This window comes from Vibrio sp. S457-15 (assembly GCF_000960545.1).
In the GTDB taxonomy this organism is placed as follows: domain Bacteria; phylum Pseudomonadota; class Gammaproteobacteria; order Enterobacterales; family Vibrionaceae; genus Vibrio; species Vibrio parahaemolyticus.
This window is the reverse complement of record NZ_JYOQ01000065.1, coordinates 1-13,236: the sequence shown is the minus strand read 5'-3', so window position 1 is coordinate 13,236 and position 13,236 is coordinate 1. Positions and strand designations below refer to the sequence as shown.

At 40.6% G+C, this 13,236-nt stretch carries 10 protein-coding genes and 1 pseudogene; 4 read left to right on the top strand and 7 right to left on the bottom strand.

Annotated elements, in window-relative coordinates:
• Positions 1-3: 3 nt before the first annotated feature.
• From UF05_RS07735 to UF05_RS07720, 4 genes are read right to left on the bottom strand one after another with little or no spacing between them, the layout of a single operon-like run.
• On the bottom strand, positions 4-453 hold the full coding sequence (locus tag UF05_RS07735) for a hypothetical protein (RefSeq protein ID WP_005454289.1): 450 nt from the start codon (positions 451-453) through the stop codon (positions 4-6).
• A complete protein-coding gene (locus UF05_RS07730; RefSeq protein WP_005454128.1) occupies positions 453-1,796 on the bottom strand; it encodes a type II and III secretion system protein family protein in 1,344 nt (447 codons plus the stop codon). The genes UF05_RS07735 and UF05_RS07730 overlap by 1 nt, the downstream gene beginning before the upstream one ends.
• Positions 1,797-1,798: 2 nt before the next feature.
• Positions 1,799-2,554, bottom strand: a complete 756-nt coding sequence (locus UF05_RS07725; RefSeq protein WP_020842019.1) for a hypothetical protein — start codon at positions 2,552-2,554, stop codon at positions 1,799-1,801.
• 58 nt (positions 2,555-2,612) lie between these two features.
• On the bottom strand, positions 2,613-2,867 hold the full coding sequence (locus tag UF05_RS07720) for a Flp family type IVb pilin (RefSeq protein ID WP_045545987.1): 255 nt from the start codon (positions 2,865-2,867) through the stop codon (positions 2,613-2,615).
• A 194-nt stretch (positions 2,868-3,061) separates the two neighbouring features.
• On the opposite strand from UF05_RS07720, the gene UF05_RS07715 reads away from it, so the two are divergent.
• Complete coding sequence (locus UF05_RS07715; RefSeq protein ID WP_020842018.1) at positions 3,062-3,505, top strand: A24 family peptidase; 444 nt, start codon at positions 3,062-3,064, stop codon at positions 3,503-3,505.
• 52 nt (positions 3,506-3,557) lie between these two features.
• Here the strand turns inward: UF05_RS07715 and UF05_RS07710 are convergent, their stop codons facing one another.
• The 3 genes from UF05_RS07710 to UF05_RS07700 form a co-directional block, all read right to left on the bottom strand.
• A complete protein-coding gene (locus UF05_RS07710) occupies positions 3,558-4,466 on the bottom strand; it encodes a LysR family transcriptional regulator (RefSeq protein ID WP_005454057.1) in 909 nt (302 codons plus the stop codon).
• Positions 4,467-5,076: 610 nt separating this feature from the next.
• Complete coding sequence (locus tag UF05_RS07705; protein ID WP_005498614.1) at positions 5,077-6,057, bottom strand: GlxA family transcriptional regulator; 981 nt, start codon at positions 6,055-6,057, stop codon at positions 5,077-5,079.
• A 46-nt stretch (positions 6,058-6,103) separates the two neighbouring features.
• Positions 6,104-9,139, bottom strand: a complete 3,036-nt coding sequence (locus tag UF05_RS07700) for a M6 family metalloprotease domain-containing protein (protein WP_197065574.1) — start codon at positions 9,137-9,139, stop codon at positions 6,104-6,106.
• A gap of 265 nt (positions 9,140-9,404) precedes the next feature.
• Between UF05_RS07700 and UF05_RS07695 the strand changes: the two genes are divergently transcribed.
• The 3 genes and pseudogenes from UF05_RS07695 to UF05_RS25635 form a co-directional block, all read left to right on the top strand.
• Positions 9,405-11,621, top strand: coding sequence for a M9 family metallopeptidase (locus UF05_RS07695; RefSeq protein ID WP_045545985.1), 2,217 nt, complete (start codon positions 9,405-9,407; stop codon positions 11,619-11,621).
• Positions 11,622-11,800: 179 nt separating this feature from the next.
• Positions 11,801-12,538, top strand: a complete 738-nt coding sequence (locus tag UF05_RS07690; RefSeq protein ID WP_025633168.1) for an EAL domain-containing protein — start codon at positions 11,801-11,803, stop codon at positions 12,536-12,538.
• 85 nt (positions 12,539-12,623) lie between these two features.
• Positions 12,624-13,236 (top strand): annotated as a pseudogene (locus UF05_RS25635) (IS3 family transposase); the annotation flags it as partial.

Below are 13,236 nucleotides of genomic sequence, written 5' to 3'. Positions count from 1 at the left end.
TTTTTACTCCACGACAGGATTCGTCATACTCAAACGTCTGTTGTATTCCAAGCTGCATCCAAATGGATGATTTTTAAGAGTATTGAATGAAACAGCACCACAGGCTTGTTCTTGAATCTTGTGATACTTCGCGACGATTTTTACACCTTTGCCCTCACTGTTTGCGTTCAGTGTGTATCGCAGTTTATTTACGCCTTTGGCTTTGATTTCTTTTACAAAACCATCAACAAATTGACTCTCTTCGGTGTCGTAATTGATTGCAAACGTAGACTTTGGGTATTGGCTATTGATTTGATTAACAAAGTTAACCGACTTATCCATTGCCACGTCTTTGTTGGTGACTCGAAACTCAAAGGTTTCCACAATGGTGTCTACCGTCGTTTTATTTGGGGTTACCGATACCGAGCAACCGGTCAGCAAAACGGAAACGACCAATAATAGGTTTGCCTTCATTAGTTAAAGCCTCCCGCCTTTATCGTATTTTCCAATTCTTCGTCATCAACTTTCGAAAGATCGAGCTTCAGCAAGCGCTCAAGGTCACTCGTTCGCTCAAACTTCGGCAGCTTGATGTCGGTTTCTTTGACAGGGTCAACAAGATTAACTGTTGCGACGATGATCAACTCCGTCTTTCTTCTTTCGGTATTGGTCTTACTGAATAACGCACCAAGAATTGGGATGTCGCCTAGATAAGGAATTTTTGCCAATGACTCCTGCTCTTCAGACGTTAAAAGACCAGCTAACACGAAGCTTTGGCCGTCTTTCAGTTGAACCGTTGTCTGAGCTTTTCGAGTTCGTAGCGAAGGGACGCTAACTAAACCAGAGTTCACACCATTGGTTTTATCAATCGAGCTCACTTCTGGTAGCAGTGACAGGCGGATGTTTTCTGAATCTGTCACCTTAGCAACCATAGACAGCTTTACCCCGTATTCTTTATAAGTTACGGAAATACCATCGTTGTCTCGGACGGTAATTGGGATTTCACCACCGACAAGAAAGCTCGCCGATTCGCCAGAAATTACCGACAAGTTTGGCTCAGCCAGCACTTGGCCGATACTGTCGTTGCCACTCGCCGAGATCACCGCAACGATATCTTCTGCCGTAAAGTCCAGAATTTTGTTGACGAACTGACCAGCACCGCCAATCGACTTACCATTCGTCTCTGCGTATGACACGCCGAGTTCTGTTAAGAATGAGCTCGAAACCTCTGCAACCGTCAACTTCACATTGATTTGATCGGTAGTGAGCACTTTTAGGTTGTTGATGATATCTTCGAAAACGTAAGTAGCTGTATAGTCAAGCGGATCAACGGATTCTCCATTTGCGCCAGACAGCTCAAAAGTATTTCTTTGCTTACTCTTTTTCAGCATCTCGCCAACATGGCGGTAAACTTTGTCTTTGATCTCTTCGCTGCTAACAACACCATCAATGACTATTTGCTCACCAATATTGGTCAGCTTAATGTCTTCATCTGGATATCTCGCAATAATGGTTTGCTTTAAAAGTCTTAGACTCTTGTTGACTACCACTTCTGCGTTATAAATTTCGTTTCCGGCTCGGTCATAAGCAATGATCGACGTTGCACCACGACCGATACCGTAAATCACGAGCTTCCCATTTGCGATTACCTTGTAATCCGCAATTTGAGTGTCTGCGACAAATACTGTGTCGATGTTACGTTTTACGTTAATGGTTTTTGCTGCGCCTTTATCTAAGCTCAATAGCTCCCCTGCGGAGACTGAAGCTGGGAGTAATAGCGCCACTCCTAATGTGACTAATAGTATATTTTTATTGAACACCCTTAATTCCCTCTCAGCTGTCGAACGCCAAATCGATGCTCAATTAAATCGCTACTTTTCACAGATAAGTATTTATGAACCATCTTTGCAGGAACCAACGTAATAGCTCCGATCTTTTGTGCCATTTCAAGCTTAAGTACTTGTTTAACGGTCAACGCGATGATCAAGCCATAGTCTTCGTTTGACGAATCATCATCTTCAGACACATTCATCGCCTGTAAAACTAATGCGCCATCAATAATGACGTTGCTTGTTAAGCTATCGATATCGGAATAACCGCTTTCTAATAAATTCGATTGAGATGAGGTTGTAGCGACAAAGCTGACGCGGTCGCCAGGTTGTATTGGTAACGCCTCAACAATGCTACTGCCTTGAGAAAGGTAGTAATAAGGGACCTGATCTTTTTTAAGCGAAAGATACATATAATCTTTTTCGCCTGGGTTAGAAACCAAGTTTGACGTTAGTTGAGTTCCTTCGGTGACATCTTTTGCCCATAGAGCGCCAGATTCAATCTTGATACTCGTATAAGGGGTATAAGAATGCTGTTTTGCTTCTGACTCTGAAAACTCTCGAATATCAATTGCATCAATATTGACGGGATCAGCTTTGTTCACAGTTCGATTAACAAATGCGACTTGTACAAACACTTCATTTTCCACGACGGCCACAGGCTCTGGCTGGTCAAAGAAATCACTGACGTAAAAAAAGGCCAAAAACATAGTGATGGCAACAAATACAAAAATTAATGCTCTACTCATAGAATAAAAACCTTAAAAGAGAGGGTTTCCCCTCTCTCTAAATTTATAACGGGTTAACTTATCCTTGTTTACCGTTGGCAGTACCGCCTTTACTACCACTGCCACCGGCTGAATTAGCACTATCCATCGACGTAGAGATCTTACCCATTGCATCATTTAACGTTGTTTTCAAAGTGCCATCTTTGAATACAAATAGAATAATCGAAGACATTGCTACAGCGATGATTGCGTATTCCACAGCAGTGACACCACGTTTGTCAGACTTAAATTTGTTGCGGATATTACGAAGTTTAGAATTGATATTTAAAAGCATGTTTACCTCTATTTCCCTTGAATTAATCACTCATTTCGTGAACGAAGAAAATTTACATCAACAGAAACAATCACACCAATTAAGCTTTTTTATTTACATATAAGATGTTGTTATAAAAGCAATGAAATCCATTACATAATTTTTTATTATCCAAAATGATTTGAATTTAGAAGTAACACATTTAAAATAGTAAAATGAATTATATAAATTTTGCTTTATGGCTAACTTGCCTGGTTAATGTCTTGCTCATATTTTATGATGACATTCGATATAGGATTGTGAAACATCGATTTCTTCTTATTATCTTTATTACTTCTCTACTTAGTTTGTTCTTTACTCCAGAACCACTAACTCAGCTCGCAGTGAGTTCCTCTGTTTTTATTTGTTTTTTTATACTTTGGTTGATAAACATTGTAGGCGGCGGAGATGTAAAACTCATTGGCGCACTTTTCTTAGGAGTGAACGATGAATATATGTTAGCGGCAATAGTAGCGATAGGATTACTGGGTGGGATTCAAATATTGGTTATGTGGTTAATGTCTGTTTATCGAAAAAAAACACCTTTTGAGAATGGTATCCCTTACACAATACCAATTGGTATAAGTGGGTTCTTTTTCTTCTACATGTCATTAATTTAATCATTATTAAAACAAACGCCATGTCTATTTATTCAATAGCCATGGCGTTTCTCTACATCACTTCACAACTGGTTAGCAAGCGACCCGTAGGTGGTCTACCAACCACGCCTTTAGAAGTAAGTCGGAATGTTTCGGTAATCAAACTTCTCAAACGTTCTTGGTCAATTTTCTTCGCAGCAGAGTCATTACACCATACGTACATCTCGATATACTTGGATAACGGATATTGGCTACACTTGTAATCACCTAATGTCCAACTTGGACAGATAACAAAAGTATTTGCCGCTTGCAGTTCATTGATCATCAATCGAGAGGAAGAAGTGGTAAGCCAATGTTTTACCTTAGAAATATCCACTCCAGAAGAATCGAGCAATACCTCGGCATCTCGCCTAGTCAAAGTATTACAAAAGACGATTCGCTCAGGGTAGCACTCCTCAGGTTTGACGGCACAGTCGCAAGCTAAAATGTATTGCTCTCTATTTAGGGGGAAAACGCGACCTTCCACGGAAGTGGTGTCACCAATAGCGAAGACTAAATCGTGGTTATCTTTATCAACACAGTTCATGTCGCTATAACTTGTAATAGCCAACTCGACGTCGTTATACACTCTAAAAGAGCTAATTACCTTCGCGACCAATTCAGGGGCAAATGAATCAGATATCGCAATAGAGTACCGATCAAACATATCTACTTGAGCCAATTCGTCAAATAATTGGTCATATAAAGACATTGTTCTGTCTGTATAACTAAGCAATATTTGGCCATGTTTAGTCAGATTGAATCCATCTTTTCGATCGAAGACTTCAGCCCCTATAGTACATTCAAGTTTTTTAATATGTTGTGAAACGGCTGGTTGGGTTAAATATAGACTTTCTGCTGCCGCAGTAAAACTTCTATGCCTTGCAACATGTGAAAAAGTGCGCAAGTACTTTACATCGATGGTACGTTTATTAGCTTTCATTTAAATAACACCAAGACCCAATAATTTTCCGATAGTTATAATTTTTATAAATCCATAAAGCTACAGATGAAGCCAGTTAATAAATAGCTCCCCTCTATAACTCAGTGTCTTATTTTACGTCTAAGCATTAAACAGTTGTATAAGAAACCAATTGCTTACCCATTGAGTTTGCCACTGATCCGACAAGATAAAAAACATTGTAAATATCTGTTTTAACTATTATTTCATGTTGCGAAATAATTAATTAAAAAAAGATAACTTTATAATATTGTGTCTTAATCACCCCCTTTATAAGGTCTAAATCCCCCTTTAATTTTAAGTAATTACTTAATAATATTTATATTGTTTTATTTCATAACAAACAGTATACATTATATGAACGACAATATTATTAATAGAAATTAAGTAATTATAAGAATACGTATATATAAGTATAAGTTACCGTTATTAAAAATCAATTCAAGACTAACTCATTTATACTCGAACGAAAATAGCAAACGTTTGCCATTTTCGTTCGAACCATAATATGGATTTAAAACGAATGTAAATGCGACTATTCAATTAATAATGTTGCATATCTCATGATTCTGGCCATGAGATCTGCTTATCATTAAGCTTTAATTTGGTTTCTTTTGCGATATTCAAGCGGAGAACAATCATTTTCTCGTTTGAATATCTGCCTGAAAAACTGTGTATCAACATAACCAGATCGACTTGCAACTTCATCTATTGACAACTTTGTTGACCTCAACAGTTCTTTTGCAAAAGATAAACGCCCTAACTGAATAAACTTTAGCGGACTGATGGATGTTGCCTCTTTAAATCGGCGTTTTAACTGCCGTTCTGATAAGCAAGCTTCATTCGCTAAATCACTGATAGATACGATGTCTAGATCCGTGGTGAGAATCCATTTTTGGATTTTTAGAATCAGCTCATCTCTGTGTTGCATGTAACGGAAAACATCACAGTATGAATGAGAGTTTCCACTGCTCTCTATTGTACTTAAAAACTGGTTACCAAGGTTTCGAGTGTGCTTTCCAAAATACTCTTCTACTATTTCCAGCATCACACTTGAGTGAGAGTAAGGTCCAGACGAAAGATAGACGTTTCCGTCAATGAGTGCTTTCTGCTCAGTCATGAGCATTATCTCAGGGAACAGTTCGCCAAAGAGGTGGGCGAAGTAAGAATGCATTACAGCTTTGTTTTGCTGCAAAAGACCGGCTTTCGCGACGACAAAAATACCAGTGTCAATTGCAACTATTTTGCTGCCTTTTAGGTGTAACTCTCTGATCCAATCGAACAATGCAGGATCGATATTATCTAACGATTCTAAAGGATCGCCAATTGAGCCAATGATTAATATGTTTGTAAAATCAAATGATTGCCATTGTGCGGTGGGTTGAACGCTGATCCCCCCTCGACCAATTAACGGCCGATTGTTTGGCGTAACGACGTGTGTCATGAAACCTTGGAACTCTGCAAATTCAGCTGCTGTTTCCAAGATCTCTAATGAGCTTATTATTGATGCAAAATACCTCCCTGTCGGAGCAAGCGCTACGACACGGAGGTTTTTCTTATTGGTTTCCTTCAATCTTCATTCATCCTGCGAATATAAGACGATGAATTATAATATCTTTCTACCAAATATCATTTCTTATTACGAATCTATACAAATTATTAACCTTTGTTCTTAGGCTAATCAGCATCATACATAGAGTGACCCACAGCCCCATAGAGCCGCCTTCTTCACTCTTGCCAGGATCATTTTCCACAACGACTTCTTGCTTAACGACCATAACAACGCTCTTAGTAATAATTGCACCATCGTTGTCGTTTACCGTCACTTCAAACGTCAGCTTTTCACTTTTCTCACTCACTTTTGGTAACGTCACTTCTACACTTGCCGTATCCGTGGTGGCAAACTGAGCTTTAGTCCCAGAAACTTGACGCCATTTGAATGAGTGATCCGTTGAATCAACGTCTTTTAAGCCAAGTACAGATAGTGTGACTTTTTCGTTTGATAGGCCTTCTTTACGACTCGCTTCAACAGCGAAGATCGGCTCATCATTAACCGCTTCGACCGTAATTACAGCCATAGCTGTATTAGATTCACGTCCGTTTTCTTTCACAATAGAAAACTCAAACTGGTCATTACCAAAGTAGTTTTCCTTACTTTGGTAGGTATTCCCATCAATCTTGCCGTGCATCGGCGGCTTTTTAATGACGATGGTGTCCCCTTTCTCTAGTCCTTGTTGCTGATGTAAGTTAAGTTCCAGTGGCGTATCTTCTAGCGCTTTGTATTGAAGACTATTGGCGGTGATTACTGGAGAATTGATCGTGATGACCACCTCACCTTCTGCTGTCGTCCCAAAATCGTCAGACACTTGATACTTCATTACTGCTCGTTGTTCTGGAATGTCCGAAACAGGAACAGAATAGTGGATTTTTTGTCCTGAGATTTCAGCGCTACCAATCGAAGGCTTTGATGTAATCTTATCTAGCTTCAATGTGCTATTCGCATCCGATGAGTGGTCATTCGCCAGTACATCAATCGTAATACTTTCACCGCTTAATACGGTGACGGAATCCGTTTCAACCGTAATACTAGGTTTCGCCTGAGGTTTTTCTAACAAAGCAGCAAAAGGATAGTTACGGCCACGCCCTTCGCTTAATCCGCTCGTCTTGTACGAACTGGCATTTCCATAGAACTGCTTCTTTTTCTCTCCGTTAGACAAATAAGCGTCCAAGAATGAATAGCTGTATTCTGGCTTAGCGTTTTCTAGCTCAATGACCAACAACTGCTCACCTTCATCGATATCAAATGGCGATGCAAACATAACTCGACCACCAAACGTAGGAATCACCCCCGATGACACTTCAACTTGAGTGTCAACATTAATAGAAGCATTCCCCCAACGGTTTGTAGTCAGGTCATATTTAAACATGCGATAACGCATCTCAGAGTTTGGTAGGATTGGCTTAGCAAATAAGTAGAAACCAACCAAAGATTGGTAACCGTCGTTGTTTTCTAACCCAAACCCTATCGTATTGTTGCGGCTGTCTTCATACACGTACGTTCTTGAAAGTGACGTTATCCAAGCCGATTTATTCGTCGATGACGGAATAGACGCTCGTAACGTGCCGCTTTGATCTGTACTGGCGATGTCATTAATCGAGATATTGGTTTCCCGGCCACCGGTGATGAGTTTCAAAGAAGGAGTTGTATCATCCGAAATAGTTACCACATTGCTTGAACCCGGGAACACATCACCTTGATCTGACCAGCCACGAGTTTGTAGTTCATCCAGACCGTCCGCTTGGAATACCTGAACTTGCATTGGCCCTGTGTCATTAAAACGGTTGTCGATACTTACGGCCGTGATCAAAAGACCTTCACCTGACAACGCACGGTCATATTCCGTTTTTCTTCTGTTCTCGAAGTAAGCTCTTGGACCTTGCTGTTTCAAGTACGGATCGAGATACACCACACCCTCGCCTTGACGAGTCTCGATCGTGCTAGAACCCGACGCTTCAATCACTTTCGGCTTGATGAAACCAGCAGCTTCCTTACTCCATGCCAACATATTGACCGGCGTTTCCCCTGCATATGTATCACCTTGTTTACTTGCCCAGCTTCCGCCACCCATTAATCCCCATTGGCCAACAGAGCCGGAATGTTTGTAGGAGTACAAATCAGGTAGACCAAGCATCAAGTGTCCAAGTTCATGGGCAATCACGCCCATCGTAGATTGATGGTCACCTTGGAAGTCAGCAAACAAGCAGTAATCTCGAATGGTCTTTCCATCGATCTCAATCGCATTATGACTATAACGATGAGGCCAAATGTACGGCGTATTTACCGAACCGGCAGATTTGTCATACCCCGCAAATACAAACATCACAGACAATTCGTCAGGTGTGATTTTGTCGTCGTTATTCAAATCGTAAGTAGACAAGTCCACATAACGGTCTAACTTGTCGTAAGCGGCTTTAAAAGCCTCATTTAACTTACTGTCACAAGTCGCATCATTTTTTGAGTGGCAATTCGGATGAGCGATATCCAACGTAAGGTCGATGACACCATCGTTCGCCGTACCTTCCGTTTCTTTCGCAGGCTCTACGATGTAACGTCCGTAACTATTCTTACTGAAGTAGTCTTTTACACTTTGCTGATTATCACCAAAAATCACATTGGTGAAGTCATTCACAAAATCTTGGTTGTTAAAGCTCACCTGAACAACGAGCAAAGGTTGGTGCGTGGGCTCATTTGTTGCGTTTAGTGCTCGAATGGGAGTTTGCTCAAGATATGGCTCATTCATTGGATAAACGTGCTCAGAATGCAATAAAGAAGACGTCGGGGTGACGCGCTCTTTTAACAACTCTCTCACTGCTTGTGACATTTCTAATTTGGCTTCAACCCCAAGAGAAGTGACGACAAAACGCCCATCAACAATTTCATGATTACCATAAAACCACCCTGTCTCTTCATCGTAGACATAAATAATGCCTTCTCTATCTTGATACCAGAAAGATTCTTGATCGCCATAAAGTTTTAATTCTTTCTTTGAACCATCATTTAACTGAAATTGATGCCAAGTTGGCGCAGGCAGCGTATTGGCATGAGCAAAGGAAACCATCAAAGTGCTGATGATTGGAAAATATATTTTTTTCATATACCCGTCGACTAAAATAAAAACCAAGCGTTATGTATATCAAAATCAATTTTTCCTTCCCAATTAACATTTCTACTGAATTTATAAATAATAGTTATTTGTTCAATATCACATAAAAATAGGCGTGTTGAGCATAATACATTTTTATCTAGCCATTAAATTCTATTATTTAACTATGCATCAGTAAAAATATATATTTGACGCCCATTTCAAATACAATACTAATTCTATGAAAAATATTAAAACTGCATGTCTTCTATTATCCATGCTTGGTGTTTTAACTGGATGTGGTGGTGATGATTCTTCCGGTGGAGTCAAGACTGTTCCCGTCGCTGGCGTAGATTCTGGCGACAAAAACGATGACAACGCTGACGTAGATTCAACTGTGGATGACGATACAGATACAGATGATGACAGTACCGTCGATGATGATTCCACGAAAGACGACGATACCACTGACGATGACACCGTGGTAGATGACGAAACTGAGCTTTTCCCACACAAAGGAAAATGTACTGTTGAAGATTTTACGGTTGACCGAGTCAATATCGAATCAAGAGTCGCAAACAGTGACTACGAATGTATGAGAACGTGGTTTTCTCCATCGTTAGAGCAAGCAGACGTCGTCTTCAGTACCATGAGCGTGAGTCGAATTACTGGCGGATTAAAAAAGGCAATTGAAGCTTATAAAGGAACAAAAGAGCAAGCTCAGCAAATATACTATTTAGGTGAGTTCATTAAGGCAGCTTACAAAAACCGACACGATACCTTTGCCAAAAAGTTACAACCTTTCTCATCCGAATTAAGCGCAGATATTGCCAATACCATTCAACAATTTTTGCGCTCGCCATACGCTCTAACTGACGGTCGCGAACAGCAAGAAGCGCTCGCATCCATGTTGATTGTTGTTGATAGTATTCGACAACTCGCCATCGCCGCACCCGATGTTTTCGCGATTCTTGATAGCTTTTCAGCGGATAAAAGCGACAGCTATTACTACCGTAAAGCCATCAACAATATCTTTGTCGCTATGGCTGGACACTCACAAACCAAAGCGTTTTACGATGTGATTGAATCTGACTCAAGTTATATCCATCGTTTGAGTAGTTTTATTACCAACAACGAATGGGCGATAGGCACGGATTCTGAACAACTACTTGGCAATGCCGCACGAGAGCTCGCTAGGCTGGTAAAAACTGAAGATGCAGAGACAAAAAAAGTCGTTGTCGACACTTTAGATTCTTTGTTAAAGCGCTACCCGCTAGGCGGTAAGTCAGACAGAATTTGGGTTGGCATCGCCGAAATGGTTGACGCTTATGCATCAGATTATCTTGAGCAGCTAGGGCTAAGTAACTCAAAATCCGTATTAAAACAGCGAATAATGACATTCAGTTATGATTGTCGCGGACCCGCGCGAATTCTTGCTCAAGAGATGACAGAAGCTCAAGCAATTACAAGCTGCGAAACATTAAACCTCAAAGAAGATGACTTCCACCAAACTTTTAACACCGGATATCAGCCTGTCGCTGATGATCATAGCGATAGTGTCGATGTTATTGTTTTTAAAACCAAAAGTGACTACTCGACCTACTCCAGCTTCCTTTTTGATAACACAACCGACAACGGCGGACAGTTCCTTGAGCGAGACCCATCAAAACAAGGAAATGTACCTCGATTCGTCGCTTATCAAAACGGATGGGACGACGACTTTTCGATTCTAAACTTAGAGCACGAATATGTGCATTATTTAGATGGTCGATTCAACCAATACGGTGACTTCCACGACACAATGCGCGAAGGCAGTATCGTGTGGTGGTTGGAAGGTTTTGCTGAATACATGTACTACAAAGAGGGCTACAATGCTGCTCTAGTACTCGGCAAAGAAAAGACGCACACACTAGCAGACGTGTTCAGTACGAATTACAGCGACGGTTTAAACCGTGTGTACCGCTGGGGCTACTTAGCTGTGCGCTTCATGATAGAGAAGCATCCTGAAGACGTTACTGAACTGTTAGGTTACTCGCGTACCGGCCAATACAAAGAGTGGGTAAAACTGCTTGAACGATTAGGGCCTGCTTACAATACTGAGTTTCATTCGTGGCTGGATGAGGTGACGAAAGACATTGACGATTCGGATATTTCTCAACCAAAACCGAAAGAGAAGCCAAAGAAAATCGAACTCAATACCAGCATCCAAGTAAACGGTAAAAAGTTCTCTGAAACGCTCTTCTTTGTCGATGTTTCAGAAAGTTATAATCAACTAGAAGTGTCTATCTCCGGCACTGGTGATGCCGATCTATACGCTTGTTACGACAAAGTATGCCACTACTTCGAGTACGAATGGTCGAACTACACCCATGGCAGTAACGAAACGATTTCAATCCCAAAAAATGAAGACGGGTCGAGCAAAATGGGACAATACTATTTCAGCATCAGTGGTCGTGAAGAATTCGACGTAGAACTGTCTGTTGTTGCGAAATAAATTTCTATCATCGTTCATTAGGCACCTGTTTTCTCGATGGTGCTTAATGAACATTAAATATTATTTATAAAGGTATTATAATTCTTAATTTCCTGACGTAATAACTTTAGATATAGAATATGAAACGATGTTTAAGTGTGAGTCAAACATAGTAATAGTAAACTGATAAAGTGGATAATATGAAAAGGAATATGCCTTACCTACCTAGCTTCAAATTGACTGACTTTGACATAAAAACGTTAGTACAACCTATCCTCTGTCCTAGAAGCCAAGAGATTCAATATTACGAAACTTTGTCTAAGATAAGCACTTTTGCTCAAAGCAACATAAACAACGACGTATTCTTTTCCATTATAGACAACACGTTTATTCAAACTCTCGCTTTACAACAAATTCGATTTTCTCTTGAAAAATACCCTCACCAACTACACTCTTTTAATATTAAACTCTCTTGCTTAGCTGACGAAGATTTTGTCCGTGAGCTTTTAAGCTTCAATGGTGCTAAGTTTGCTCTTGAGATAAGCGAGCTTGATTGTTATACCGAATCAAAAGAAATACGCGAAAACTTATCAGTGTTACAAGCGAACAATATCGAGATTTGGCTGGATGACTATCACCGTAACAACAAGCTGGCTAACATGTCACTTGGCAAAATACTTTGGGATCGTATCAAGATTGACAAAAGCTTTCTAAAACACGCCGACCAAGAGTCTATACAAGCACTAGAGTACTTCTTAGCCCCTTTCTGCTTACACGGATTGATCTTCGAGGGTGCTGAGTACATCGAACATCATAATATGTTAAAGACAAGCCACTCATTAACTCAAGGTTACTATTACTTTAGACCGTCCCCAATAAACTCTCTCGACTCAAAACCGCGCGTTGCCGAGTCAATCAAGCTCTCCTATGCGGGTTAAATAAAGCAAAGCAATTTGAACAGTGATCCGCACCACCAGTTTTGGACACCGAGTTAAGTGAGTACAATCACTAACGAGGTGAACCATGACAAACAAAAAGAAACGTATTATCCATTCTCCTGAATTTAAAGCCGAAGCCCTGAAGCTAGCAGAGAAAGTGGGAGTGGCTGCGGCAGTAAGACAGCTCTCCTTGCATGAATCTCAGATCTACGGTTGGCGTAAGGCTGTAAAGAAAGACACCACGACCAGTCAGCGAGAGCAAGAGCTAGCCGCTGAAGTAGCCAAGCTCAAAAGGCAGTTAGCAGAACAAGCAGAAGAGCTAGATATCGTAAAAAGACCGCCACCTACTTCGCGAAAAATCTAAAGTAGATTGCTATGAATTCATGCTTGAACACCTGCTGTGCTTCAGTGTTGTCCGCATGGTTAAGGTATTCAAGGTTTCTCGAAGTGGGTTTTATTATTGGATTAAGCATCGCCACAAGGGTATTCAACGCGAAGCAACTCGCCAAGAGTTTGATGCAAAGGTTAAAGATGCTTTTGACAACAGTAAGGGGCGAGATGGTTCAAGGCCTATCCAGAAAGAACTCGCTGAGAACGGTAATAGCCATAATGTGAAAACCATTGCAGCCAGCATGAAGCGTCAGGATTTAACGCCGAAAGCGGCACGCAAGTTTAAGTGTACAACGGACAGCAAGCAT

What these genes read in the sequence shown, in the direction of transcription:
- UF05_RS07735 (WP_005454289.1), bottom strand. Translation starts at nt 453, where the DNA reads ATGAAGGCAAACCTATTATTGGTCGTTTCCGTTTTGCTGACCGGTTGC.
- UF05_RS07725 (WP_020842019.1), bottom strand. Translation starts at nt 2,554, where the DNA reads ATGAGTAGAGCATTAATTTTTGTATTTGTTGCCATCACTATGTTTTTG.
- UF05_RS07720 (WP_045545987.1), bottom strand. Translation starts at nt 2,867, where the DNA reads ATGCTTTTAAATATCAATTCTAAACTTCGTAATATCCGCAACAAATTT.
- UF05_RS07715 (WP_020842018.1), top strand. Translation starts at nt 3,062, where the DNA reads ATGAATTATATAAATTTTGCTTTATGGCTAACTTGCCTGGTTAATGTC.
- UF05_RS07710 (WP_005454057.1), bottom strand. Translation starts at nt 4,466, where the DNA reads ATGAAAGCTAATAAACGTACCATCGATGTAAAGTACTTGCGCACTTTT.
- UF05_RS07700 (WP_197065574.1), bottom strand. Translation starts at nt 9,139, where the DNA reads ATGAAAAAAATATATTTTCCAATCATCAGCACTTTGATGGTTTCCTTT.
- UF05_RS07695 (WP_045545985.1), top strand. Translation starts at nt 9,405, where the DNA reads ATGCTTGGTGTTTTAACTGGATGTGGTGGTGATGATTCTTCCGGTGGA.
- UF05_RS07690 (WP_025633168.1), top strand. Translation starts at nt 11,801, where the DNA reads ATGAAAAGGAATATGCCTTACCTACCTAGCTTCAAATTGACTGACTTT.